Raw genomic sequence first — 25,131 nt, 5'->3', positions numbered from 1 at the left:
TTTAACTCTTTTTTATAGATGGAGATAACAGTAACGACTTTAATGGATCTAATTGCGGATCATTAGGATGATTTTTTTGTAGTTGTTGTAACACATCACTAAATTTTGTCAGATTGCCTTGCATGTAAATTGATTTTGCGTAGCGGACACCAATTTTTACACTCTGACTGAGGTCATAAGCTTTTTCTAACACTTGACTGGCGGTATCAAAGTCGTTTTGTAAAAATGTGATGTAGCCCAATGTATCCAGAATAGAAGCTTGTTCAGGTGCCAATTCCAATGCATGTTCTACATATTGGCGAGCTTCATCTAAGCGTTTATTTTGCAAAGCCAGTGTATAAGCATAGGCATTTAAATAAGTAGGACTATTCGGTTCTATCTTTAACAAATTGGTTAAAAGTTTATCCAGTTTTTCTTTATCTTGATAAGGATCCAATAATAGAACTTCGGAATAAATCAATTCTGGATCATCTGGAATATTTTTGATGGCTTCGTTTAACAGGCGTATCGCTGCTTTTTTATTGTTCATACGTTTTAAAATATCGGCTTGAGCCTGATATAAAAAACTGGCATGTTGAGGATAATTTACTCGTTCTTGAGTGAGAAAACGTAAGGCATCATTGAGTTTTTCCTGTTCTGAAAAAATATTAATCATATTACGGCGCGAAACAGTATAAAGGCTTCCATCGACTAGGCGGTAATACGCTTTTGCTGTTTCAAAATGTTGCTTTCTCTCGGCATTGACCGCTAAATAATAATAGGCCTCATTTTGATACTGAGAAGAATAACGAAGCTCCACTAAAAATTTTTCAGCTTTTTCATCTTTTTTTAAATCAATACTGGTTAAACCTGCAATAAATAAGGCTTCTTCTTCTTTTGGCCATTTTTTTAAAATGCTTTCAAGTTTATCGAGTGCAAGTTGTGACTGATTGATTTTAATTAAATACTTAACTTCGGCTAAGCGAACTTCTAAATTAGATTTGTGTTTATGACTGGATTTTGCATACCATTTTAAAGTTTCTGCCTCATTGCCTAACGCATTGAGTAAATTGGCTTTCATTAAGATGAAGCCAGTGACTTTAGGGCGCTGTTTTAAAGCGCGATTAACAGTATTTAGCGCTTGATCAAATTGACCGTTTTGGGCTTCTAGGTTTGCAATCATCAACAAAATAGAAGGATTATCTTTTTCTTGGCTTGATCCCAAGGCTTGTAATAGAAAGTCACGGTCTTCAGCATCTTCTGGCGCAATTCCCACAAGAATTTTTTCTAAGTCTGCATCCGGATCAATATTTAAGATTTTATCTAAGGTTTCAGAAGCCAGTTCGTATTCATGTGCTTTCAGGGCAATATGTGAAAGATAAAATAAAGCAGGGACATCAGTCGGTTCTTGAACCACCCAATGTGTGGCAATATCTAAAGCTGCTTTTAAATCATTCTGTTCCAAAGCTACGTTGAGTGCGCGCTGCTTAACTGTGGTCGAATTGCTTTTAATTGCCAACACGGTGTAGTTATGCAAAGCTGTAGGAATGTCATGATAGGTCAGGGCAAACTCGGCAATCATACTTTGTTTTATGGCATCATAGTTTGCATCGGCATGGTAAATTTCTCCAGACGCTCGAATATGAGCACTAGATGCCATGCTACCGACCAGTAAGAATGTGGTAGAATATTGCTTGAGTGTCGCACCGTGAATACGGTTATTTATTTGACGCAATTTTTCTTGATCCAAGTAATGCTTTTTATGACACCGATATTGCACAATAGCATAAATTTAGCGAAATGATGATCTGATATGTCTTTCTTTGCATTGGGTGTCAACCATCAAACCGCTTCTGTAGAACTGCGTGAACAGGTTGCTTTTAATCCTGAAAAATTATCGCAATTGCTGGCAGAGCAAAGCCAAAATCATGCTTTAAACGACATGGTGGTGGTTTCTACATGTAACCGTACTGAAGTTTATGCTATGTCTGAAAATGCAGATATGGTGATGCACTGGCTCGCCCAAGTAAATGATATTGATGTAAAATATTTACTGAATCATGTTTATCGTTATGAAAATGCGCAAGCAGTTACCCATTTAATGCGGGTTGCGAGTGGGCTTGATTCCTTGATGTTAGGTGAACCTCAGATTTTGGGTCAGGTGAAATCGGCATTTGCTTTGGCAAAAGATGCACATACTGTTTCTGCGAACTTAAACGGTATTTTTGAATACGCTTTTTATGCTGCGAAACGAGTACGCTCAGAAACTGCTGTTGGTAGCCATGCTGTTTCAATGGGATATGCTGTGGCGCAACTTGCTTTGCAGGTGTTTAGTCAACCTGAAAAGTTAACAGTCATGGTGGTTGCAGCAGGTGAAATGAACAGTCTCGTCGCTAAGCACTTGGCAGAAATGGGGGTGGGACGAGTATTGATTTGCAATCGTACTCGTGAGCGGGCGGAAGCATTAGCTCAGGAAATTTCCCATCGTGTTGAGGTAGAGATTATTGATTTTGCTGAACTCTCCGAGCATTTATATCGAGCCGATGTTATTTCGAGTTGCACAGGAAGCCTTCACCAAGTCATTTCTTACTTGGATGTCAAAAAAGCCTTAAAAAAACGTCGCTATCAACAAATGTTATTGGTTGATTTGGCCGTTCCACGAGACATTGAGCCTAAAGTGGCATCTCTTGATGGCGTCTATTTATATGGTGTAGATGATTTACAAAGTGTCATTGATGATAATCTTGCCCAGCGCCGTCAAGCGGCTTTGGAAGCCGAGATTATGGTGAATCAATTGGCGACAGAGTTATTGACCCAACAAAAAGTCAAACATGCAGGCAGTACGATTTATGCATTCCGTGAGCAAGGTGATGTGTTAAGACAAGAAGAGCTTGCTTGGGCGATGTCACGAATAACTCAAGGTGAATCGATTGAAAAAGTCATGGAAATTTTTTCTCATCGCTTGACACAAAAACTCCTCCATCCGACATCAATTTTATTGCGACATGCAGCACAGCAAGAAGATCCTAGTCACTTTGAATGGTTACGCGATAATTTACAAGATATCTTTGATAAGCGCCGTAAAAGTAAAAATGAGAAATAATGCTGAATAAATCAGTGAAAAAAATGACCTAATGTGAGTTATTCATCCACTAAGGTTAAAGATCGTTTGCGGTCAATTTCATAAATTTGATGTTTTAAATTACGCATTTCAGCAATATCGGTAAATTTTTTCGATTTCAGTCTTTGTTTTAAATATTGATATTGAAGTTTGATTGAAAAATCTTCTGCTAGTTTATCGGCTTGTTCAGGTGATGACGTGTAATCACTGACATTGGCTTGGAGTAAAATGTTGTGTAAAGCATGATGATAAGCTGCACAACCACCTAAAACATAATACTGAGATAGTTCAATATCTTCAGGAAGCTCATCAAAAATCGTATTGAAAATATTCAAAATTTTAAACAGCAACTGATCGTGTGGGATGAGTGCACGTAGCGGTTCAAAATGGATATATAAATAGGGATGATTCATTAAAATTGCAATGACATATTCTTCAGCATCAATCTTGGTACTAAAACTTAAAGATGCATCATTGCTGACTTGAGGTTGCCATTTTCGGTTAAAGCCTAATTTTTCCCTAAAAAATTGTTGTAAAAGATAGCGATAAGAGCCTTGTTTGGGTAATAACTCAGTGAGTTGTCTTAATTCACCCATGACCTGACTTTTACCTTCAGGCTTTGTGACATCATGATGTTGACTTAAATGTGCAAAAACAAAATCGGATAGCAAAGGTGCTTGCTGTAAAAGCCGATGAAAATTTTCAATGCCTTCACGGCGGATGAGTGAGTCTGGGTCATGGTCATTGGGAAGAACAAAAAATTTGAGTTCACGACCATCATTAAGCAAAGGCAAAGCAATTTCTAAAGTACGACGTGCTGCTTTTTGTCCTGCCGCATCTCCATCAAAAGCAATGGTAATACGACTATTCTGTTTAAATAGAATATTTAAGTGTTCAGTATTACTTGCCGTACCCAAAGTTGCGACTGCACCATAAATGCCGTATTGCTGTAATGCAATCACATCCATATAGCCTTCGACCATCAGCCATTCTTGAGCTTTTTGCTTACGTCCTTCATATAAACCATAGAGGAGTTGGTTTTTATGGAACACTTCCGAATCAGGTGAGTTAATATATTTAGGTTTGATTTCATCATTTAGGGCCCGACCACCAAAACCGACCACACGGCCTTTGGCATCTCGAATTGGAAAAATCACCCGATCACGAAGCAAATCAAAATCACGTCCCTTGTCACTGGTACGAATTAAGCCCAATTGTCTTAAACCTTCAATATCGTAAGGGAAGGCTTTTTCAAGATGTTGCCAATCTTCAGGCGCATAGCCTAAACGCCAATACTGAATAGTATCGCGACTTAAACCACGCTGTTTGAAATATTGCTGTGCAGTCTGGCTATGTGGAAGCTGTCGCTCATAGAATTGGGCAATATTTTCAAGTAAATCGTAAAGATTACCTTCTTGATTTGGCTCATTGCTTGAGTCTGAAAATTGTTCAAAACTTGCAAATGGATCATCAGTGTTTTGAAATTGTTCAAAAGGGTCAAAACTGGCGGTTGCATCAGAAGGTGTAGAAGTGGTTTGAGTGATGGTCTGATGAGTTTTCGCTTGAACTTTTTTTTCTACGTCAGGTTTATTGGCAATGCGTTTATACAGTAGTTTTTTCGAATCATGATTGTCTTTAGGAAGTTCAATGCCTGTTTGGCTAGACAGATCTTTCATGACATCAACAAAATTTCGGCCATCAATATCCATTAAAAAACGGATAGCATTGCCGTTGGCTTGGCAGCCAAAACAATGGAAATACTGTTTATCGCGATATACATGAAACGATGGTGATTTTTCCTGATGAAAAGGGCAGCAACCTGAATAGGTGCGGCCTGTTTTCTTAAGTTTCACACGTTGACCAATCAGATCGACAATGTCGGTCCGATCTAAAATTTGATCAATCGTGTGTTGAGGAATAGCCATAGGTTTGCAATCGCGTGATGAACTTATTGATGAAAATAACTAAAATATAAGAGAATTGAATAATTTAAACCCAAATGATCTAAATCGTTGATCTTTAATTTGTATACCTTTTAAACGCAATGATCAATATCATGATTGAGACAAACAAAATCGAATCAAACAAAAGGGCAAGTATAATAACTTGCCCTTTATGAAAATGCGACCAATACAAACGTTTATTCGGTTGCTGGCACTTCAGGTGGCGCTACTCATTGCTGTTGTGGAGCAGGAATATCATTTTTCGTTTCAGGACGATCTAAAAGACCAAAACTTAAGCGATTGGTCATACTTCGCTTTTCGGTGGTTTCAACAACATCAGACTCTTGTGAGCTGTCTTCATCTGTAGAATTTTGTGCTTCGCGGCCAAATACACCTAAAGTTGCACGGTTAATGAAGCTACCTTCACTACGCGCAGCACGCAGATTAACACTACCATCTGCTTTTACTAAATTTGGATAATTGAGTTTTAAAACTTCAATATATTGTTGTGAAGTCGTTTTGTCACCGAGCTGATCATAACCATAAGCAATCGTAGCCAAAGCTTCAGGTATTTGTGGTGTCTGTGGATAATGTTCAACCACCCATTGAGAACGTTCGACTGCGGCTAACCATGCTTTACGTTTGATGTTGAAACGTGCAGCATTCATTTCGCTTTCAGCCAACTCATTGCCAATAAACTTCATACGCTGTGCAGCATCAACGGCATAAGTGCTAGATGGAAAACGACGAATAAAATCGACAAAGTTTTGATAGGCTACTTTTAAATAACTGACATCACGATGGGCTTGCTTTAATGAAGTATAACGCAGCAAGCCGTCGTAATTTTGTTCCATATTAGAAACACCACGTACATAGTAAGCGTAGTCTACATTTGGATGCTGAGGATTAAGACGAATAAATCGTTCAGCAAGAGCAATAGCACCTTCATAATCTTTTTGTTGGAATTTGACGTAGAGTAATTCTAATTGCGCTTGTTGCGCATAGTCACCTGTAGGGTAATAGGTGTCTAATGCTTCAAGATGCGTTGCTGCATCAGTATATTGCCCACGTTCTAGGGCTTTTTCTGCTTTTTCAATATAAACTTGCTCGCTTGATTTTGGACCTGTGTCCACAACATCTTTCTTCGGATTACTGCTACAGCCCACTATTGCCGTTGCAACGCCTAAAGATAAAGCAAGCATTGTCATTTTATAACGTGGTAACGACATAAAAATTCCTCTGTTAGTACTGGCAATGAGCTACAATTGCGCTATTAAACCACTTTTGTCTGAATGAGCAAATGAGTCAAGCACAATCTTCTAATTCTAATATCCCCGAAACTGATTTCAATTTACTTGAAGATTCTGAGGATGCAGATAACCATACTTCAGACTCAACTGCAACACGTTTATCGTTGCAATTTCAACTGGATGAAAGCTATTTAGGGCAACGTATCGACCAAGTTGCAGCCATTATCTGGAACGACTTTTCTCGTGAAAAGTTGAAGCAGTGGTTGAAAGATGGTCATTTGTTGGTAAATGGTAACAGCGTTAAACCGAAGTATAAATGCGAAGGTGATGAGCTTTTAACCCTAAATGTTGAACTTGAAGTTCAAACTAAGAGTCAGCCTGAAAATATTCCTTTAAATATTGTTTATGAAGATGACGATATTATCGTCATTAATAAACCTGTAGGCATGGTTGTTCATCCAGGTGCGGGCAATAGCTCAGGTACATTAGTGAATGCTTTACTTTATCATTATCCTAAATCGGCTGAATTGACACGTGCAGGTTTGGTGCACCGTATTGATAAAGACACTAGCGGTTTGTTGGTGGTGGCGAAGAATCTCGAATCTCAATTTGCTTTGAGCAAGCAATTGGCTAAAAAAACTGTTTATCGCGTATATGATTTAGTGGTTTACGGTAAAATTATTGCGGGTGGCACCATTGATGAACCGATTAAACGTCATCCAGTCGATCGTATTAAAATGGCGATCTTACCCGGTGGGAAAGACGCAATAACCCATTATAATGTTAAAGAGCGTTTTCAGCATTTTACCCGTGTACAAGCACGTTTAGAAACAGGTCGTACCCATCAAATTCGTGTTCATTTTAGTTATTTGGGTTTTGGTCTGGTTGGAGATCAGGTGTACATGAACCGAGTACGTGTACCAGCTGGTGCTTCAGAGTTACTCAGTGACACTTTACGTGCATTTAAACGTCAAGCTTTACATGCAGCAAAATTGGGTTTAGTACATCCACGTTCGGGTGAAGACATGATGTTTGAAGCGCCATGGACAGAGGACTTTGCTCATTTGGTTGAAGTTTTACGCAGTGAAAATCAAGCATATTAAGTTGTGTTGAATTGCGCTAAAGGATAAGGAAATAGGTATGCAATTTGTTCAAGGACTTCCACAAGGTATATGTGTTGGACAGACGCGAGTGCACCATGAGAAAGCTCGGTCATGTCTACAAGCAGAACTTACAGGATTTAACTTGGCATTGCATGTCGGTGATGAGGCAAAGCGTGTACAGCAGCATCGTATGACTTTGTTGCAAGAGTTTGCCGAGTTCGGTGTCGATAAAATGACTTGGATGACGCAAACGCACAGCACCCTATGTCATACCATTAATGAGGAAATTCCGTTTGCAGCACTAGAAGGCGATGGATTGGTAACTCAGCGTAAAGCCCATGCATTAATGATGATGACGGCAGACTGTTTGCCAATGGTCTTAGGGAATGCAGAGGGTACTGAAGTTGCTAATTTACATGCGGGATGGCGTGGCTTAGCCAATGGGATTGTTGAGCATACTATTTCGACAATGCAAACTTTACCGAATTGGGCATGGTTAGGGGCAGCAATTAGTCAACCAAACTTTGAAATTGGTGCAGAAGTAAAACTGGCTTTTTGTGTTAAATATCCAGAATTAGACAGTGCTTTTCAAACGAGTGAAAAAGTGGATAAGTTCTATGCTGACTTATATGCGATTGCACGTTATATCTTAAAACAGCAAGGCGTTGACATGGTGTTAGGTGGTGATCAATGTAGTTATCAGCAAGCAGAAGAATACTTTTCATATCGTCGTGAAGCCAAAACAGGGCGTATGGCAACATTCGTGTTTATGGCTTGAAAATGTTAAGCTTGTTTAAAATTTATTGCTTTTATTAATATGTCTTTTTCTCCAAAATCTCTCGCTATTGTTTATCACAGCCCATATGGACACACTGCAAAGGTGGCCTCTTCTATTGCGCAAGGTGCAAAACAAGCAGGTGCTCAAGTGCATTGTATGAATATAGAGCATGTAGATTGGGATGTGTTAGATCAAGCAGATATCATTGTTTTTGGTTGCCCAACTTATATGGGAAGTTTAACCTCTGCTTTAAAGTTGTTTATGGAGCAATCTTCCAAGCGTTGGTTGGCAAGGACATGGCAAGGAAAAATCGCTGCAGGCTTTACCAATGGTGGGGGGTTGAGTGGCGATAAGTTGGCAGTATTACAACAAATTAATTTGTTTGCCATGCAGCACGGCATGTTATGGGCTGGTTTGCCTTTTATGCCGACTGGTCGTGGTTCACAAGACATTAATCGTATGTCGAGTTTTTTAGGTTTAATGACTCAATCCGATAATGCCCCTGCGGAAATCACCCCGCCTGAAGGGGATTTGAAAACGGCGATTCTTTTTGGCGAATATTTAGCTTTATTGAGCAATAAAGTAAATTGATGGCTAAACAGTTCGAATAAAAAAACCTCCAATTCATTGGAGGTTTTTTTATATAAAATCACTTATGAAAAATACGCGCTTTATCACGTTGCCAGTCACGATCTTTTTCTGTCGCACGCTTATCATGCATTTGCTTACCTTTCACCAATGCAATTTCAATTTTAGCTAAACGACCTTTCCAGTAACATGCCAGTGGAACACATGAATAACCTTTTTGATTGACTGCACCCATAAGCTTTTCAAGCTCACGACGGGAAAGCAGTAATTTACGCGTACGCGTCGCTTCAGGAACAACATGCGAGGATGCAGAGAGCAGGGGTTGAACTTGTGCGCCAAACAAAAATGCTTCGTTGTCTTTAAAAAGAATATAACTTTCAGTAATGGTCATACGTCCAGCGCGTAAAGATTTTACTTCCCAGCCTTGTAATGAAAGACCAGCTTCGAATTTCTCTTCAATAAAATAATCGTGACGTGCGCGTTTGTTCTGCGCAATCGTGCCACCATTATTTTTTTTAACTACGATTGATTTCGACATAATACGAATATTCCCAAGTTAACTATATTTTGCCTCAAACTGGCCTTAAGGTGAAGTTTTTTAAAAATTAAGGAGATTTTTTACTAAGAAAATTAGTTTTTGTTAAAATAAGCTTCTACAAAATAAAATAGAGTACAAATGGATGTCTAAAACTCGCGTCATTTATCCAGGCACATTCGATCCCATCACTAATGGTCACGTCGACTTGGTTGCTCGCGCAGCAAGAATGTTTGATGAAGTCGTGGTTGCAATTGCCGTTGGGCATCATAAAAATCCAGTATTCAGTTTAGAAGAACGTATTCGTTTGGCTAAACTTTCATTAAATCATCTTTCCAATGTGGAGTTCGTTGGTTTTGATGGTTTATTAGTGAACTTTTCACATGAACAAAATGCAACAGCAGTGCTGCGTGGACTGCGCGCAGTATCCGATTTTGAATATGAATTTCAATTGGCCAATATGAATCGTCAACTTGACCAGCATTTTGAAACGGTGTTTTTAACGCCTTCTGAACAGTTTTCATTTATTTCTTCGACTATGGTTCGGGAAATTGCCCGCTTAAAAGGTGATGTGAGCAAATTTGTTCCCCCCTGTGTTGTAGATGCCTTTAATCATAAACATCAACAAGGTTGGTAGTGTGTCTTTATATATAACTGATGAATGCATCAATTGTGATGTCTGTGAGCCAGTCTGTCCAAATGAGGCTATTTTCATGGGTGAACTCATTTATGAAATTCACCCAAATTTATGTACCGAATGTGTAGGACATTATGATGAACCACAGTGTCAACTCTTTTGTCCAGTTGATTGTATTCCTCAAGATCCTCAGCATGCAGAATCGCAGGATGATTTGATGGATAAATATAAAAGACTGACTGCTCAAAAAAGCACAAGCAATTAGTATAAAAATTTGATAAGATGCGCTCCGAAGTGAGCCAGACGATCGCTGCTGTGGAAATCTCCGTGATTGAAGCAGGGGAGGAAAGTCCGGGCTTCATAGGGCAGGGTGCCAGGTAACGCCTGGGCGGCGAAAGCCGACGGCAAGTGCAGCAGAGAGTAGACCGCCTTCATTATGTTTTCAAGTAATTGGAATCGGAGGTAAGGGTGAAAGGGTGCGGTAAGAGCGCACCGCGTGTCTGGTAACAGTTCACGGCAAGGTAAACCCCACCAGAAGCAAGACCAAATAGGGATCCTGAGGCACGGCCCGTGCTGGATCCGGGTAGGTCGCTTGAGCGTACGAGTGATTGTACGCCTAGAAGAATGATCGTTCACGACAGAACCCGGCTTATCGGCTCACTTCACTATTTTTTACAATTGCTGTGTAGTATTTCTTGACAGAAAGTGACTTGAAATACATAATACGCGCACAGTTTTGGCTATGTAGCTCAGTTGGTTAGAGCATCGCACTCATAATGCGGGGGTCACAGGTTCAAATCCCGTCATAGCCACCATTTTTATAGACCACGTTTCTAAAAACGTGGTCTTTTTTTTGCGTGAAATTTAATGAATAAGCTGAAACTATTAAGCAATGATCACTAGATAAACATTCTCAGACTTATACAGGTTGAGTATGTACGCGTTAATATTAAAAATAATCTATATTTGATTGTTTAAAAGAGTATTAACTACTCATCTCATTAATTTAATTTTTATCACTTAATGGAAGCAATGCTTCTACTTTTATAAGATCAAGAATAGTGAAGAGCCTCTTTATTTCCCATGGTTGGCATTTTTATCAACAAGATTTTTAATCGATGACTCACATTGTACTGTATTTAAATCAATTTTTGTTTTTTGGCGTTCTTGGTCGTATAAATCTAAAATATGCTGTTTTTGATCATGATCAAAAATTTGGTTTTGTAGCTGCTTAATTTTCTCCGCACTGAGATAAGGACGAGCACAGTGCATTGCAATGATATTTTCTTCAATAATTTGTGTTCTTTGTTCTTCCTGTTTATTTTTTATTTGAGACAGCTTTTGCTGTGCCTTGCTGAGCTCTACTAAACTGCGCTTTTGTTGCATACTCAGAAATGGGTGATGATTAATCCATTTGGCAACATCCATCCGAACGCCGTTATAATCCACAAATATAGGTGAAATGACTTGGCAACCTGAGCTGATCATGGTAATTAAACTCAAGCATATTAATTTGAATTGATTCATATTTTCGCTGTTTTTTGAACGTTGAATTAGAAAGTGTGCAGAAAAATAACACAAACAAAAACCGATTTTGTTCAAAATTTAAATAAAACCTTCTAAATTGTTTAAAGTGTGAACATTCGCAAAACAAAGGGCTTGACGCTACTCTGTTAAATTTAGATAATGCGCACACAGTTTAAGGCTATGTAGCTCAGTTGGTTAGAGCATCGCACTCATAATGCGGGGGTCACAGGTTCAAATCCCGTCATAGCCACCATTTTAAAAGACCATGCTCTCAGCATGGTCTCTTTTTTTGTGGGTCAAAATAATCCTCAAATTTTTTGGACTATAAAAGAGAACAATTAAATTGAGTGATTTTTTTCTATAAACTGCTGAATAAATTGGTGCGTGCTGTCACTTAAGAAAAAAGGTGAGATCAATTCTTTTATGATGCCATCCAGTAATCCTTGTTGCTCCAAGGCTGCGATGTTATGTGGTAAAAAGCGTAATGCTTCTTGATGTAAATCTTGCTCGTCTAAGCCAACGGAGAGTAATAGTTCTTGTAAGTTATACTCTGCAAAATAGTGATAAAAACTGGCCACAACATCTAAAATAATATGCTGTAAGTATTCACCTTGTCTGAGTTGTCGCCATGTTTCATACACCAAAATAAAGAACTCTTCAAAGTCGATTGCTTGAAATTGAGAGAATGTTTCTTTGAGTGTTTTCTGTTTAATATCATCCCACAAATATAAACTGATGTCGGTCAATTCTTCATTGGGCAATGCGATAATATGCCCAAGTTGTTTAAGTAGCGTATGCGCCAATTGTTGTTCTAGTTTCAATTCAATTGTTTGCTGCTGATCTTGAATAAAGTTGAGTACTTTAGAACTCAAATTCGATTTATGTGTATTGAGTTTACGTAAATGATCAAGCCATGGAGTATTGCTTTCAAGGATTTGATTGGCCAGTTGTAAGCTGACATGCTGCACTTGCGGACTGTGAAGCAGGTGAGTTTGAATGTAATAACGTAATTGTTCTAATTCAAGTATTTTAGCAAGCCATAATTCAAATGACTCATCGGAAAGAAGAGTATTAAAATTGGCATCACTTTGAGTAGTTAGAGCGTGGATTTTTTGTGCAATGACACCAATAAACTCTAAAATATCCGAACCTAAATTCAATTCAAACGCATATTTTTGAACCACGTCTTGTAGTGCATCAAGCTCGATAAATTGTTTTAATAAAATTTGATCAGAATGAATATAAAGATAATGAATAAATTTTTCGATATAAATATTGTGATGTTCAGATGATAATTGTTGTTTAATGAACTGCGTTTGCTCAAGCATAAGTGCTTGAGCAAACTGTTGAGCTAGGTCTAACTTAGACACCCGGTGTCCATCCATTTACGATTGGATAGCGACGTTCGCGACTAAAAGCACGAGAACTGATACGTGGGCCAATCGCACCTTGTCGACGTTTATATTCATTCTGGTCAACCAAACGAATAATTTTTTCAACCACCTCTTTCTCAAAACCTTTGGTAATGATGTCATCTTGGCTCATATCTTCTTCAATGTAAGCGTAAAGAATGGCATCAAGGATGTCATATGGCGGTAATGAATCTTGGTCTTTTTGATCAGGACGAAGTTCGGCCGAAGGTGGGCGAGTAATTACACGTTCTGGAATGACAGGTGTTTCTGATATGCTGTTACGATATTTGGCCAACTCAAATACAATGGTTTTATACACGTCTTTGAGAACTGAATAACCGCCGACCATGTCGCCATACAAAGTACAATAACCAACAGAAATTTCTGATTTGTTTCCAGTGGCCAATACTAAATTGCCAAATTTATTTGATAAACCCATCAAAAGTGTACCGCGAGTACGTGCTTGTAGATTTTCTTCCGTGGTGTCTGCAGGACTATTACCAAAAAAGGGATAAAGGGTTTGCATGAAGCTATTTACAATCGGATGAATTTCAGCAATTCCGAAAGTAACACCCATACTTTTGGCTTGGGCAGCAGCATCTTCCACACTCATTGGAGCGGTATAAGTGTAAGGCATCATGACGGCCTGGACTTTATCTGCTCCGATTGCATCTACAGCGATTGCAAGTGTCAACGCAGAATCTATTCCACCTGATAAGCCTAAAATAACGCCTGGAAAACCTGAACGTTGTACATAATCACGCGTCGCCAAGACTAAGCCTTGATAAATTTCTGCCATAGTGTCTAAGGCTGGCGTACTTTCAACGACTTTAAATGTTTTTTGCTCGGCTAAATATTCAGTATAGTAAAGCTCTTCTTGGAAACTTGGTGCTTGTAAGGCAACTTCACCATCTTGATTGATGACAAAGCTGGTACCATCAAATATTAGATCATCTTGACCACCAATTTGATTGATATAGGCCAAATTAATATTGAGCTGCTTAGCAAGCTTACGCATGGTTGCTACACGGTGCTGTGGTTTACCCACTTCATAAGGTGAAGCATTTAGAACGAGAATGGTATCGACATTGAGTTGTGATAATTGATGGACAGTATTGAGTGACCAAACATCTTCGCAAATCAGTACACCAAATTTGTGGCCTAGATATTCAAATACTAAATGTTGATGACCTTCGTTAAAATAACGTTTTTCATCAAAAATACCGTAATGTGGCAAATTTTGCTTATTGTAGATACCCAATACTTGCCCATCTTTCATGACTACAGCAGCATTATATCGTTCGCCATCTTCGGTTTGATTGACAAAGCCAAAGACCATGACAATATCTTTCACTTGGCTAAGCTGTTCAAAGCCTTTTTGAGTGCGTTTAGCTAAACTTGGGCGTATTAATAAATCTTCTGCAGGATAGCCAATTAAGGAAAGTTCTGGGAAGACAATTAAATCAGCATTTTGTTTTTTAGCCTGATTGGCTTGTTCAATCATTTTTTGAGCATTTGCTTCGATATTGCCAATATGCGGAGAGAATTGTGCAAGGGCAATTTTAAAACTTTTCATTCCAACTTAATCCTATACCTATAGGGTGTATACACAGGCTTCAAATTTATTATGGCTATGGGTTCAGCGCTGTGTACGTGAAAAACAGATAGAAGTAATAATCAATACTTGTAATTCGATACTATATACGAAATGCATCATTTGTTGAGATAAAAACAAAAATAAATCTGAATTTAGACAAAAAGCTACAGCATTAATGCGACACTCAAACAGTGACTAAATTCTTCTTTTTTATCCAATCAGATGACATTACTTATGAAATCTATATTGCGTCATATAAATCAGTTGTTTGAGGTGAAATGCCGACTACTCACGTTGGGTGAAAAGCAACTTGCATACTCAGTTTTTGGTTCATCTTTACAGATAGATGACATTAAAATTTTGGCCCACAGAGCCGTCTTTAAAGACTATGCAATCAGCCCCAATGGCAATATTTATTTTCACCCCAAAAGTTGGTGTGAAGACTTCTCAAAACGGTCTTTGCAGCAGCAGTCATGGTTAATTCATGAATTAACACATGTGTGGCAAATTCAGCAAGGTTTGGCCGTGGTGAGAAAAGCATTATTTGATCGTCAATATCATTATGTTTTAGAGCAGGGTAAGCTCTTTTTAAACTATGGAATTGAACAACAGGCACAAATGGTACAAGACTATTTTATACAAAAACAACGCGGTCAAAATTGTCAGGCCTATGAGGCATGTATTCCGTTCTTGTCACCTAAAGCATGATTCTGTCCTGAACTGCTAAATTGTTGGAAAAATTGTTAGACAACTAATTTTAAAGTCATAATTTGCTAATCAGATGATGTGAATTGCTAATGGCATATAAGGTGCTATCACTTAATTTTTCTATAAGGTTTGGTTTTTATTTTTAAGTTCGAGACACAATTCGACTTAGAAATAGAGGGAATTCAACATAGAAAAATAAGGTATCACCATGTTATTTACACAATCGATAAAAGCAGTTTTTGCAAAGACATTTGTAAGTGCGCCATTCAATTTAGATCATCAATCTCCTGTTGTACCTATTCGCCATATGAAGTTTGATTTTGATCCTCAGCAGATTGATTATAAATTTTATATGAATGCCGAATTAGCGAGTGCATATTTTGCTTCGTTGTCAATTTTTCTCACCTATGGTGAGGATTTGGTCATTGATACGGCACGTTATCACCGGAATTTCATTCAAAACCCATTACTCAAACAGCGTGTGACTTCGTTGATTGGTCAAGAAGCATTGCATTCTAAATTGCATGAAGAGCTGAATGATGCATTTCTACAGGTGGATTTGCCTGTAAAATTGTTTCGCACTTGGGCAGGTTGGGTCTTTAATTACGGCTTTAATCGTTTACCGCAACCGATTAAATTATCATTGATGTCAGCAATTGAGCATTTCACTGCAGTTTTAGCTGAATATATGATGAATCATGAAGAAATATTTTTTGCTTCTCAAGATGAAAAACAACGTGCGATATGGATGTGGCATATGCTGGAGGAATCAGAGCATAAAGATATCGCCTTTGATGTGTTTCAGACTTTATCCAATAACTACGCGTTACGTATCGCAGGTTTCTTTCCTGCCCTCATCACAATTTTAGTCCTGATTTCAGCAGCATCTTTATTGGTTCCTTTTTATCGTAATCCTAAAAATTTAATCAGCCTAGCCTATTGGAAAGATATGCGTCGAAGTGTTGGGCTTATTTTTGGGTTTAAAGAAGGGGTGTACGGAAGCAGTATTTCGCATATTTTTGATTATTTACGTCCTGACTTTCATCCGAATGATCATGATACTTCGGCATTTTTAGAATATTACAAACAACGTTTGCTCAATCCAGTTGATGGTGTTTTAGCACCTTATTTTATAAAAGAATTTATTCCTGCATTAAAAAGCTAAATCTAAAGAATAAGTAAATATAAAATCAATGGACAAAAAATATGGCTATTTTTTCAAAAAAATCACCACCATCAAAAAAAGCCTATGCTGTTGTTACTGGAGCCGGAAGTGGTATTGGGCGTAGTTTTGCTGTGGAGCTCGCAAAGCGAGGTGGATGCGTGGTTTGTACAGATATTAATTTAGCTGCAGCCCAAGAAACTGTGGATATGATCCGAACTCAAACTTCCTCAGTCGCTTTTGCTGTTCAGTGTGATGTCAGGGATCCAGAGCAAATTCAGAATTTGTCGGAACATGCTGAACAACTCATGAATCATCCCGTAAGTTTGTTAATTAATAATGCTGGCGTAGGGCTAGGTGGAAAATTTGATGAAATGACATTGGAGGATTGGCAATGGTGTATGGCGATCAATTTATGGGGCGTTATTTATGGTTGTCATTATTTTGTACCAAAATTTAAGCAGCAGGGTTTTGGTGCAATTATCAATGTGGCTTCGGCCGCGGGCTTCACCGCAGCACCAGAAATGACGGCTTATAACGTGACCAAATCCAGTGTATTGGCATTATCTGAAACACTTTCTGCAGAGTTACGCAGTGCCAATATTTGCGTAAATGTACTTTGTCCTACGCTGGTTCCAACCAATATTATGAAAAATGGCCGTTTACCCAGTCGCTATTCAGGACTCGCAGATAAATTATTGATGGAGCATTCTTTTGTAAATAGTGATCAAGTTGCAATTAAAACGTTAAATCAATTGGATGCTGGAAAGCTTTATACCATTCCACAACCTGATGCCAAAATGTTGTGGTTGATGAAACGTGTTGCGCCTAGTCTATATATCAAATTACTTGGAATAGGTTATCCAATATTTAATAAATATTTAAAATAATCAGGGGATTGTAAAATGAATATTAAGAGTGAATTTGATATTGGATTAGAACTAGGTGATGCAAATACATTGCAAAACCCCAAACAAACACGTCTAAAAACCAATAAAAAAAACGTTTCAGCTCAGGCTAAAAATATAAAAGATAATCGTGTAAACGTATCTACTCATGTATACGACACGATTATTGTAGGGGCTGGAATTTCAGGCATTGCAGCTGCGATAAAGTTAAAGCATGTAGGTTACGATAATTATATTGTGATTGAAAAGGCTGATCGGGTCGGTGGAACGTGGCGTGAGAATACTTATCCCGGTTGCGGTTGTGATGTGCCGTCTGCTTTATATTCTTATTCTTTTGCACCCAGTCATAAATGGAGTCACTTATTTGTCAAACAACCCGAAATTTTGAGTTATTTAGAAGATGTTAGTGACCAATTTGGAATTGATGAAAAAATTGAATTTAATAATGAACTGATGAATGCGAAATGGAATAACACGCAAAGTGTTTGGGAGTTAGAAACGGCAAAAGGGCAGTATATTGCGAAAACTGTGATTTTTAGCACAGGACCAATTACTGAGCCACAATTGCCAAAACTAAAAGGAATAGAAACTTTTAAAGGAGAAATGTTCCATTCTGCTCGCTGGAATCATCACTATGATTTGAGTGGAAAACGGATTGCTGTCATTGGCACAGGAGCTTCTGCAATTCAGTTTGTACCGCAAATTCAACCTTTGGCAAAAGCATTATTGGTCTTTCAGCCTACTGCACCTTGGGTCTTACCCAAACCTGATTTTATATTAAGTGACCAATTTAAAGCAGTGGTACAAAAATTCCCTAATATTCAGCAGCGATGGCGTGGTGTTGTCAGTACTTCGTTGAATCTAATCAATTTTGGATTAAGACATCCTCGTAGTTTAGAACCTTTTAACTTCTTAGGTCGAAAATTATTGAGTTTGCAAATTCATGATCCGCAGCTACGCAAACAGGTAACACCTAACTTTTCTATTGGTTGTAAGCGATTATTATTTGCGAATAATTATTATCCAGCATTGCAGGCAAACAATACTCAACTTATTCCGTATGGCTTGGTTGAAATTGATGGGAACACAGTCATTGCATCAAATGGTGAGCGTCATGATGTGGATGTGATTATTTGGGGAACGGGCTTCGAAGTTTCTCATCCCCCTATTGGGAAGCGTGTGAGTAATGCAAATGGACAATTGCTCTCTGATTTATGGAAAAATAGCTCTCCAGAAGCTTTCTTGGGAACCAGTATTTTGGATTTACCGAATGCTTTTTTAGTGCTAGGTCCTAATATTTTGGTTTACGACTCATTTATTGGTATTGCGGAAGCGCAGCTTGATTACATTGTCAGTGGTTTAATGAAAATGAAGCAGCTTAAATTTACCCGCTTTGAAGTAAAAAAACACATCCTAAATCAATATAACCATAAAGTACAAAATCAGCTTCAAACTACAGTATTTAATAAAGGTGGTTGTAAAAGCTATTATTTAGATGCGAATGGTCGGAATTTTGCAGCTTGGCCGTGGTCCTTACAAAAGCTAAAACAGCAACTTAAAAGCTTAGATTTAAAAAACTACGATATAAATTAATGATTGTATAATTAAGAATTTAAATATTTTGAGAAATAAAAAACCACCCAAAAGGGTGGTTTTTAAAAGTCATTAAAAATTAACGACCTTGCATGTCACGTTGAACTTCACCTGTGTAAAGTTGACGTGGACGACCAATTTTGTATGGTCCGCTGTGCATTTCTAACCAATGGCTGATCCAACCAACAGTACGTGCAAGTGCGAAAATTACAGTAAACATTTCAGTCGGAATACCAATCGCTTTAAGGATGATACCTGAGTAGAAATCTACGTTTGGATATAGGTTACGCTTGATGAAGTATTCATCAGATAACGCAATACGCTCAAGTTCCATTGCAAGTGCAAGTTGTGGATCATTGATGCCTAGAGCAGCAAGAACTTCATCACAAGTTTCTTTCATGACTTTTGCACGTGGATCGAAGTTTTTATAAACTCGGTGACCGAAGCCCATAAGTTTAACTTCTTTAGTTTTCACTTTTTCCATGAAACTAGCAACGTTTTCTACAGTGCCGATTTCATCAAGCATCTTAAGAACAGCTTCGTTCGCACCGCCGTGAGCAGGGCCCCAAAGTGCCGAAATACCCGCAGCGATACACGCATAAGGATTTGCACCAGTAGAACCCGCTAAACGTACAGTTGACGTAGATGCGTTTTGTTCATGGTCAGCATGAAGCGTGAAAATACGATCCATGGCTTTAGCCAGAATAGGGTTAACTTTGTAATCTTTGTCTGCTGGAGTTGCAAACATCATATACAAGAAGTTTTCAGCGTAACTTAAGTCATTACGCGGATACATAAATGGTTGACCAACAGTGTATTTGTAGCTCCATGCAGCAAGTGTAGGAACTTTAGCAATTAAGCGAACTGCTGTAATTTCACGGTGATCAACATTTTCGATATCTAAATTGTTGTGATAGAAGGCAGAAAGCGCACCTACTACACCTACCATGATTGCCATCGGGTGAGCATCACGGCGGAAACCATTAAAGAAACGACTAACTTGATCATGAACCATCGTATGGTTACGAACTTTAGTATCGAATTCTACTTTTTGTTCAGGAGTTGGGAGTTCACCACTTAACAGCAAATAGCAAGTTTCTAAGTAATCTGCTTTAGTTGCAAGTTGGTCAATTGGATAACCGCGATGCAGAAGAACACCTTTATTACCATCGATGTATGTGATTTTAGATTCACATGCAGCAGTAGCCATAAAACCAGGATCAAAAGTAAAGTGACCTGAGGTCAACACATCTTTAACATCGATTACATCTGGGCCCAATGTACCGCTGTAAATTGGTAATTCAATTTCTTTGCCATCAAGCTGTAAAACGGCTTTTTTGCCAGTTGCTTCAGACATTCAATAGATCTCCTGTCCTGGTGAATGTTTATTTAACTCGCAGTACTCATCTTTTAATGCGCGAATTAAACGGGTCAAAATTTGCTATAAGATTAGTGAGTGCTGAAATTTTGTCAATTATACTTATGGATAAAAAATGACATTTTCATAAAGTCTTGGTCAAAAAACACCCAGTAGAATAAGAGGGTATGCAGCACTGACGCCGTATAATAAGTCATATTGAATAAGAGGTGCAGAAAAAAATATCAGTAAAGGTTTCATTATCAGTCATTTTTTATGGGTAAAAATAATAACGATTACTGATTTTGTTGTTGATTTTTAATAAAAAAACATCACAATTATAATAACTTAGGTGAAAATATTGATCTTGTTGGGGGGCGTTATGCATTATTTAAAATCATCAATATTTTCAAAAATAATTTTTATTTAGTGATTGGAGGCGAGAATAAATGTATGAAAAACGATTGTTTTTTATTCAATTATTTGCAGTTCAAGTATTTTATTGCACATTAAGTAAACAAAATATGGGGGTAAATAAGAAACTTAATAACAGGGAATGAACGTTTATTATAAGAGTAAAATAGTTTTTGAATAAATATCTTATATTTGCTTAATAAATATTGAATTATTTTTTAAGTGATAATGAAAATAAATATACATAGATAATTATTATTTGTTGATCTTTAGTCTAAATAAAATGAATTTAATTTTTTGGGGGGATATAGGGTTAAGCTTATATTTTAATTAAAAAAAACCTCTGATTGGATTTTATATAAGCGAAATATTTAGACTTTTTTGATGGTCTATTTTATGTTAATGATTCTTATTTAATGATTTTTATGCAAAAAGCCAAAAGTGATTGTTTGTATTTTGATAGTTGACGTTTTATAATTCAGTGTCGTTTTAAGTTTAGGGGTTGCGGCATTATAGCAATCACCTAAAAATGCTAGCTTTCCTTCGAATTAATTCCAACAAACTCCGGATGGAGTTTTTACTTACAGGATGCCCGCTGTGAAAAGCAACAGACCTGTCAATTTGTCCATGGGTCAAGTTTTAGAAGTAAACTTAAAATCCCCTGTGGCTATTGCATCAATTCTACACCGTCTATCTGGTGTCATCGTATTTTTACTTGTACCAGTGCTTTTGTGGCTTTTAGACAAATCATTGTCTTCGGCTGAAGGTTTTGCTCAAGTTCAAGCAATCTTCGGTAGCTTCATTGTGCGCTTTGTCGTATGGGTATTTGTAGCTGGCTTAATTTTCCACTTTATTGCGGGTGTTAAGCATTTACTTGCTGACCAAGGTATTGCCGAAGAATTACAAAGTGGTCGAATCGCAGCTACTATTTCATTGATTTTGTCTGCAATCGGTATTGTTGCTGCATTTGTATGGATTGTTCTCTAATGAAAAGTGCTACCGGTTTTACAGGTTCAGGTTCGCGCGATTGGTTCATCCAACGTGTAAGTGCTGTTGTATTGGCTGTTTATACTGTTGTGGTATTTGGTTGGATCCTTTGTAATGGCGGATTTAACTATGAGCAATGGTTTGGCTTTATGATGACATTACCAATGAAGATTTTATCTTTATTGGCGGTCTTATCTCTTGTCGCACACGCTTGGATTGGCATGTGGCAAGTATTCACAGATTATGTGACTACTCGTCAGATGGGTCCTTCAGCTTCAGGTTTACGCCTTGTGCTGACATCAGCAGTCATTATTGCTGTATTTGCATATGCAATCTGGGCGATCCAGATTTTTTGGGCGAATTGATAGGAAAAAATCATGGGCGCTATAACCCCTAAAGAAGACTACACAAATATTCAACACCTCACTTTCGATGCAGTTATTGTGGGTGGTGGTGGTTCAGGTATGCGTGCTTCATATCAACTTGCTCAAGCTGGTTTGAATGTTGCAGTCCTGACTAAAGTATTCCCAACACGTTCGCACACTGTTGCAGCGCAAGGTGGTATTGGTGCATCTCTTGGTAATATGCAAGAAGATAACTGGCACTACCACTTTTATGACACAGTAAAAGGTTCGGACTGGTTAGGTGACCAAGATGCAATCGAGTTTATGTGTCGTGAAGCGCCTAAAGTTGTTTATGAACTTGAACACATGGGTATGCCGTTCGACCGTAATGCAGATGGTACGATTTACCAGCGTCCTTTTGGTGGTCACTCTGCGAATTATGGTGAAAAACCAGTTCCACGTGCATGTGCTGCAGCTGACCGTACAGGTCATGCGTTGCTTCATACGCTTTATCAAAGCAACGTGAAAATGGGTACTCAATTCTTTGTTGAATGGATCGCGCTTGATTTGATTCGTAACGAAGCGGGTGATGTACTCGGGGTAACTGCAATTGACCAAGAAACGGGCAATATTGCGGTGTTCCAAGCCAAAGCAACATTGTTTGCAACGGGTGGTGCGGGTCGTGTTTACCGTGCATCTACCAATGCGTACATCAATACTGGTGACGGTCTTGGTATGGCAGCACGTTCAGGTATTCCATTGCAAGATATGGAGTTCTGGCAGTTCCACCCAACAGGTGTTGCTGGTGCAGGGGTATTGTTGACTGAAGGTTGTCGTGGCGAAGGCGCAATCCTTCGTAACAAAGACGGTGAACCATTTATGGAGCGCTATGCACCAACTTTGAAAGACTTGGCTCCACGTGATTTCGTATCACGTTCTATGGACCAAGAAATTAAAGAAGGTCGTGGTTGTGGTCCTAAAGGTGATTATATCCTGTTGGATATGACGCATTTAGGTGCAGATACCATTATGAAGCGTTTACCTTCTGTATTTGAGATTGGTAAAAAATTCGCGAATGTAGACATTACTCGAGAACCAATTCCAGTTGTACCGACGATCCATTATCAAATGGGTGGTATTCCAACCAATATTCATGGGCAAGTTGTTGTTCCTGAAGGTGCTGCGGATACTAACTTTGAGGCGGGTTACGACAAAGCTGGTGAATCTTACTCAAGTAATGGTGGCGAACGTAACTATACAAAACCAATCAAAGGCTTTTATGCTATTGGTGAATGTTCTTGCGTGTCTGTACATGGTGCAAACCGTTTAGGTACAAACTCACTTCTTGATTTGGTTGTGTTTGGTAAAGCTGCGGGTGAACACATTATTGATTATGTGACTAAACATCACGGTGATGAGTATCAACCGCTGCCAACGACTGTATTTGAAAATACACGCAAACGTATTCGTGACTTAGATGAATCAACTTCGGGTGAAAATGCTCAAGAAGTTGCTGATGCTATTCGTGATATCGTTCAAGATCATGCTGGTGTATTCCGTACCCAAGCATTGCTTGATGAGGGTGTAAAACAGATTCTTGCGATTGAGCCACGCGTTCGTAATATTCATTTAAAAGACAAATCGAAAGTATTTAACACTGCGCGTGTTGAAGCTTTAGAAGTTGAAAATTTATATGAAGTTGCAAAAGCGACGCTAATCTCTGCGGCTGCTCGTAAAGAATGTCGTGGTGCGCATACTGTGGTTGATTATGAGTTACCAGCAGATCACCCAACGTATTCTTATGGTCGTCGTGATGATGAATGGATGAAACATACTTTATGGTTCTCATCAGATAATCGTCTTGAGTATAAGCCAGTGCGTTACAAGCCAGTATCGGTTGATGCGATTCCACCAGCACCACGTACATTCTAATCAGGAGAATAAAGATGAGTAGAGGTACTCGTACATTTCATATCTATCGCTATGATCCTGATAAGGATAAAGCACCGTACATGCAAACTTACAAGCTTGAGTTAAATGACAAGCATCGTATGTTGCTTGATGCGCTTCTAGCATTGAAAATCCAAGATGAAACTTTAACATTCCGTCGCTCATGTCGTGAAGGAATTTGTGGTTCGGATGGTGTAAACATTAATGGTAAAAATGGTTTAGCGTGTCTTTGGAACCTAAACGATTTACCGAATGAAATCACGATTCGTCCATTGCCTGGTTTGCCAGTGGTTAAAGACTTGGTTGTAGATATGAATCAGTTCTACGATCAGTATAATAAAATTCATCCATTCTTGATCAATAATCAGCCTGCGCCAGCGAAGGAACGTTTACAGTCTCCTGAAGAGCGTGAGCATTTAAATGGTCTGTATGAATGTATTTTATGTGCATGTTGTTCAACTGCATGTCCTTCATTTTGGTGGAACCCAGACAAGTTCTTGGGTCCTTCGGCATTGTTGAATGCATACCGTTTCATTATTGATTCGCGTGATACAGCAACTCAAGAGCGTTTGGCTCGTCTAGACGACCCATTCTCTTTATTCCGTTGTAAAGGCATTATGAACTGCGTTTCGGTTTGTCCTAAAGGTCTTAATCCGACCAAGGCAATCGGTCATATTCGTAGCATGATGTTTGATCAAGCAGGATAAGTTCTGTTGTAATAAAAAAGCATGCCTATAGGCATGCTTTTTTTATATCTCTCAGATGTGGATTTGTTTTGGATTTATAAAAGTTATAAAGGATTTGTCCGTCGAATAAATAGGATTGAATGAGCGTGGTGATATTAATGGTGGTTATAAAATAAGCAAAAAACCAAACAATTGTTGTGAAGTTGTTTTAATTGATAAATTAACAGCGATTCTCTGGTTTGAGTCTGCAAAACTAAATTTAAAAATGTTATCCTATTAAAGTAAATAAAGTAAATAAAGTAAATAAAGAGAGCCAGTGTAAAAGTTGTGCTCTTTTTTGCTATGCGAAGGTTTGGTATAGGACTATGGTCTACATTGAATCCGACTATTATATGAAGCACCATATATTAGATGAAAATAGTGGTGATGTATTTCGCTAATTTATAGGAGGTATGTGTCAAAAAAATCAATTGTAACTAAAGAACATGTTAGGATTTACTGGCAAGTTTTAGGTGAAAAAATTGCATTTATGTACATTTTTTCAACACTTAG

Annotated in this window: 22 protein-coding genes, 2 tRNA genes and 1 other RNA gene; 17 read left to right on the top strand and 8 right to left on the bottom strand. The window is 38.2% G+C overall.

The genetic code is table 11. From position 1 onward, the window contains the following. Position 1: 1 nt before the first annotated feature. Positions 2 to 1,714, bottom strand: a complete 1,713-nt coding sequence (locus tag H0S58_RS09620) for a tetratricopeptide repeat protein (RefSeq protein ID WP_195726395.1) — start codon at positions 1,712 to 1,714, stop codon at positions 2 to 4. A gap of 78 nt (positions 1,715 to 1,792) precedes the next feature. On the opposite strand from H0S58_RS09620, the gene hemA reads away from it, so the two are divergent. Then, positions 1,793 to 3,082: a glutamyl-tRNA reductase gene (gene hemA / locus H0S58_RS09615; RefSeq protein WP_195726394.1), complete on the top strand. Its 1,290-nt coding sequence runs from the start codon at positions 1,793 to 1,795 to the stop codon at positions 3,080 to 3,082. A gap of 38 nt (positions 3,083 to 3,120) precedes the next feature. On the opposite strand, the gene H0S58_RS09610 is transcribed toward hemA, so the two are convergent. Both H0S58_RS09610 and H0S58_RS09605 read right to left on the bottom strand, forming a co-directional pair. Further along, positions 3,121 to 5,025 carry a DNA primase gene (locus H0S58_RS09610; protein ID WP_195726393.1) on the bottom strand — a complete coding sequence of 635 codons (1,905 nt, stop codon included), beginning with the start codon at positions 5,023 to 5,025 and terminating at the stop codon, positions 3,121 to 3,123. Between the two features lie 248 nt (positions 5,026 to 5,273). Further along, positions 5,274 to 6,272, bottom strand: a complete 999-nt coding sequence (locus tag H0S58_RS09605; protein WP_195726392.1) for an outer membrane protein assembly factor BamD — start codon at positions 6,270 to 6,272, stop codon at positions 5,274 to 5,276. 71 nt (positions 6,273 to 6,343) lie between these two features. Here H0S58_RS09605 and rluD point away from each other — a divergent pair, with 71 nt between their 5' ends. The 3 genes from rluD to H0S58_RS09590 are packed head-to-tail and all read left to right on the top strand — an operon-like array spanning position 6,344 to position 8,765. Then, positions 6,344 to 7,396: a 23S rRNA pseudouridine(1911/1915/1917) synthase RluD gene (rluD, locus tag H0S58_RS09600; RefSeq protein ID WP_053579827.1), complete on the top strand. Its 1,053-nt coding sequence runs from the start codon at positions 6,344 to 6,346 to the stop codon at positions 7,394 to 7,396. A gap of 37 nt (positions 7,397 to 7,433) precedes the next feature. Further along, a complete protein-coding gene (gene pgeF / locus H0S58_RS09595; RefSeq protein ID WP_195726391.1) occupies positions 7,434 to 8,174 on the top strand; it encodes a peptidoglycan editing factor PgeF in 741 nt (246 codons plus the stop codon). Between the two features lie 39 nt (positions 8,175 to 8,213). Then, positions 8,214 to 8,765: a flavodoxin family protein gene (locus H0S58_RS09590; protein ID WP_195726390.1), complete on the top strand. Its 552-nt coding sequence runs from the start codon at positions 8,214 to 8,216 to the stop codon at positions 8,763 to 8,765. A gap of 58 nt (positions 8,766 to 8,823) precedes the next feature. Here H0S58_RS09590 and smpB read toward each other — a convergent pair whose 3' ends face one another. Beyond that, a complete protein-coding gene (gene smpB / locus H0S58_RS09585; RefSeq protein WP_053579830.1) occupies positions 8,824 to 9,300 on the bottom strand; it encodes an SsrA-binding protein SmpB in 477 nt (158 codons plus the stop codon). A 142-nt stretch (positions 9,301 to 9,442) separates the two neighbouring features. Here smpB and coaD point away from each other — a divergent pair, with 142 nt between their 5' ends. The 4 genes from coaD (at position 9,443) to H0S58_RS09565 (ending at position 10,749) form a co-directional block, all read left to right on the top strand. After that, positions 9,443 to 9,934, top strand: coding sequence for a pantetheine-phosphate adenylyltransferase (gene coaD, locus H0S58_RS09580; protein WP_053579831.1), 492 nt, complete (start codon positions 9,443 to 9,445; stop codon positions 9,932 to 9,934). 1 nt (position 9,935) lies between these two features. Next, positions 9,936 to 10,199 (top strand): YfhL family 4Fe-4S dicluster ferredoxin, encoded by a 264-nt coding sequence (locus H0S58_RS09575; protein ID WP_053579832.1) that lies wholly within the window; start codon positions 9,936 to 9,938, stop codon positions 10,197 to 10,199. Positions 10,200 to 10,225: 26 nt separating this feature from the next. Next, an RNA gene (gene rnpB / locus H0S58_RS09570) (RNase P RNA component class A) lies at positions 10,226 to 10,602 on the top strand. Positions 10,603 to 10,672: 70 nt separating this feature from the next. Then, positions 10,673 to 10,749, top strand: a tRNA-Met gene (locus tag H0S58_RS09565). Between the two features lie 259 nt (positions 10,750 to 11,008). Here H0S58_RS09565 and H0S58_RS09560 read toward each other — a convergent pair. After that, positions 11,009 to 11,461 (bottom strand): hypothetical protein, encoded by a 453-nt coding sequence (locus tag H0S58_RS09560; RefSeq protein ID WP_227592231.1) that lies wholly within the window; start codon positions 11,459 to 11,461, stop codon positions 11,009 to 11,011. Between the two features lie 176 nt (positions 11,462 to 11,637). On the opposite strand from H0S58_RS09560, the gene H0S58_RS09555 reads away from it, so the two are divergent. After that, positions 11,638 to 11,714 (top strand) — tRNA-Met (locus H0S58_RS09555). 85 nt (positions 11,715 to 11,799) lie between these two features. Here H0S58_RS09555 and H0S58_RS09550 read toward each other — a convergent pair. Together H0S58_RS09550 and H0S58_RS09545 are read right to left on the bottom strand one after the other, a co-directional pair. After that, positions 11,800 to 12,831 carry a hypothetical protein gene (locus tag H0S58_RS09550; RefSeq protein WP_227592230.1) on the bottom strand — a complete coding sequence of 344 codons (1,032 nt, stop codon included), beginning with the start codon at positions 12,829 to 12,831 and terminating at the stop codon, positions 11,800 to 11,802. Further along, on the bottom strand, positions 12,824 to 14,449 hold the full coding sequence (locus H0S58_RS09545) for an NAD+ synthase (RefSeq protein WP_195726388.1): 1,626 nt from the start codon (positions 14,447 to 14,449) through the stop codon (positions 12,824 to 12,826). The genes H0S58_RS09550 and H0S58_RS09545 overlap by 8 nt, the downstream gene beginning before the upstream one ends. A gap of 255 nt (positions 14,450 to 14,704) precedes the next feature. On the opposite strand from H0S58_RS09545, the gene H0S58_RS09540 reads away from it, so the two are divergent. The 4 genes from H0S58_RS09540 (at position 14,705) to H0S58_RS09525 (ending at position 18,841) form a co-directional block, all read left to right on the top strand. Then, a complete protein-coding gene (locus H0S58_RS09540) occupies positions 14,705 to 15,178 on the top strand; it encodes a type IV secretion protein Rhs (RefSeq protein WP_409139855.1) in 474 nt (157 codons plus the stop codon). A gap of 208 nt (positions 15,179 to 15,386) precedes the next feature. Then, positions 15,387 to 16,343 carry a metal-dependent hydrolase gene (locus H0S58_RS09535; RefSeq protein ID WP_195726386.1) on the top strand — a complete coding sequence of 319 codons (957 nt, stop codon included), beginning with the start codon at positions 15,387 to 15,389 and terminating at the stop codon, positions 16,341 to 16,343. 41 nt (positions 16,344 to 16,384) lie between these two features. Beyond that, complete coding sequence (locus H0S58_RS09530) at positions 16,385 to 17,230, top strand: SDR family NAD(P)-dependent oxidoreductase (RefSeq protein ID WP_195726385.1); 846 nt, start codon at positions 16,385 to 16,387, stop codon at positions 17,228 to 17,230. A 15-nt stretch (positions 17,231 to 17,245) separates the two neighbouring features. Further along, on the top strand, positions 17,246 to 18,841 hold the full coding sequence (locus tag H0S58_RS09525; RefSeq protein WP_195726384.1) for a flavin-containing monooxygenase: 1,596 nt from the start codon (positions 17,246 to 17,248) through the stop codon (positions 18,839 to 18,841). Between the two features lie 79 nt (positions 18,842 to 18,920). Here H0S58_RS09525 and gltA read toward each other — a convergent pair whose 3' ends face one another. Beyond that, complete coding sequence (gene gltA, locus H0S58_RS09520; protein ID WP_053579837.1) at positions 18,921 to 20,198, bottom strand: citrate synthase; 1,278 nt, start codon at positions 20,196 to 20,198, stop codon at positions 18,921 to 18,923. 1,002 nt (positions 20,199 to 21,200) lie between these two features. Here gltA and sdhC point away from each other — a divergent pair. The 4 genes from sdhC to H0S58_RS09500 are packed head-to-tail and all read left to right on the top strand — an operon-like array spanning position 21,201 to position 24,600. After that, positions 21,201 to 21,599, top strand: a complete 399-nt coding sequence (gene sdhC, locus H0S58_RS09515; RefSeq protein WP_053579838.1) for a succinate dehydrogenase, cytochrome b556 subunit — start codon at positions 21,201 to 21,203, stop codon at positions 21,597 to 21,599. Beyond that, positions 21,599 to 21,964 carry a succinate dehydrogenase, hydrophobic membrane anchor protein gene (sdhD, locus tag H0S58_RS09510; protein WP_053579839.1) on the top strand — a complete coding sequence of 122 codons (366 nt, stop codon included), beginning with the start codon at positions 21,599 to 21,601 and terminating at the stop codon, positions 21,962 to 21,964. The genes sdhC and sdhD overlap by 1 nt, the downstream gene beginning before the upstream one ends. A 12-nt stretch (positions 21,965 to 21,976) precedes the next feature. Further along, positions 21,977 to 23,875: a succinate dehydrogenase flavoprotein subunit gene (sdhA, locus tag H0S58_RS09505; protein WP_053579840.1), complete on the top strand. Its 1,899-nt coding sequence runs from the start codon at positions 21,977 to 21,979 to the stop codon at positions 23,873 to 23,875. Between the two features lie 14 nt (positions 23,876 to 23,889). Further along, on the top strand, positions 23,890 to 24,600 hold the full coding sequence (locus tag H0S58_RS09500; RefSeq protein ID WP_195726383.1) for a succinate dehydrogenase iron-sulfur subunit: 711 nt from the start codon (positions 23,890 to 23,892) through the stop codon (positions 24,598 to 24,600). Positions 24,601 to 25,131: the final 531 nt, after the last annotated feature.

This window comes from Acinetobacter sp. TTH0-4 (assembly GCF_015602665.1).
GTDB classification, from domain to species: Bacteria; Pseudomonadota; Gammaproteobacteria; order Pseudomonadales; family Moraxellaceae; genus Acinetobacter; species Acinetobacter albensis.
Note: the sequence above shows the minus strand (reverse complement) of the source record. Positions and strands in the feature narration are given on the sequence as shown.

Coding starts and splice junctions, on each gene's coding strand:
- sdhA (WP_053579840.1), top strand. CDS start 21,977: ATGGGCGCTATAACCCCTAAAGAAGACTACACAAATATTCAACACCTC.
- coaD (WP_053579831.1), top strand. CDS start 9,443: ATGTCTAAAACTCGCGTCATTTATCCAGGCACATTCGATCCCATCACT.
- hemA (WP_195726394.1), top strand. CDS start 1,793: ATGTCTTTCTTTGCATTGGGTGTCAACCATCAAACCGCTTCTGTAGAA.
- H0S58_RS09610 (WP_195726393.1), bottom strand. CDS start 5,025: ATGGCTATTCCTCAACACACGATTGATCAAATTTTAGATCGGACCGAC.
- pgeF (WP_195726391.1), top strand. CDS start 7,434: ATGCAATTTGTTCAAGGACTTCCACAAGGTATATGTGTTGGACAGACG.
- smpB (WP_053579830.1), bottom strand. CDS start 9,300: ATGTCGAAATCAATCGTAGTTAAAAAAAATAATGGTGGCACGATTGCG.
- H0S58_RS09525 (WP_195726384.1), top strand. CDS start 17,246: ATGAATATTAAGAGTGAATTTGATATTGGATTAGAACTAGGTGATGCA.
- H0S58_RS09605 (WP_195726392.1), bottom strand. CDS start 6,272: ATGTCGTTACCACGTTATAAAATGACAATGCTTGCTTTATCTTTAGGC.
- sdhD (WP_053579839.1), top strand. CDS start 21,599: ATGAAAAGTGCTACCGGTTTTACAGGTTCAGGTTCGCGCGATTGGTTC.
- H0S58_RS09535 (WP_195726386.1), top strand. CDS start 15,387: ATGTTATTTACACAATCGATAAAAGCAGTTTTTGCAAAGACATTTGTA.
- H0S58_RS09500 (WP_195726383.1), top strand. CDS start 23,890: ATGAGTAGAGGTACTCGTACATTTCATATCTATCGCTATGATCCTGAT.
- H0S58_RS09540 (WP_409139855.1), top strand. CDS start 14,705: ATGAAATCTATATTGCGTCATATAAATCAGTTGTTTGAGGTGAAATGC.
- H0S58_RS09560 (WP_227592231.1), bottom strand. CDS start 11,461: ATGAATCAATTCAAATTAATATGCTTGAGTTTAATTACCATGATCAGC.
- sdhC (WP_053579838.1), top strand. CDS start 21,201: ATGCCCGCTGTGAAAAGCAACAGACCTGTCAATTTGTCCATGGGTCAA.
- H0S58_RS09545 (WP_195726388.1), bottom strand. CDS start 14,449: ATGAAAAGTTTTAAAATTGCCCTTGCACAATTCTCTCCGCATATTGGC.
- H0S58_RS09530 (WP_195726385.1), top strand. CDS start 16,385: ATGGCTATTTTTTCAAAAAAATCACCACCATCAAAAAAAGCCTATGCT.
- rluD (WP_053579827.1), top strand. CDS start 6,344: ATGAGTCAAGCACAATCTTCTAATTCTAATATCCCCGAAACTGATTTC.
- H0S58_RS09590 (WP_195726390.1), top strand. CDS start 8,214: ATGTCTTTTTCTCCAAAATCTCTCGCTATTGTTTATCACAGCCCATAT.
- gltA (WP_053579837.1), bottom strand. CDS start 20,198: ATGTCTGAAGCAACTGGCAAAAAAGCCGTTTTACAGCTTGATGGCAAA.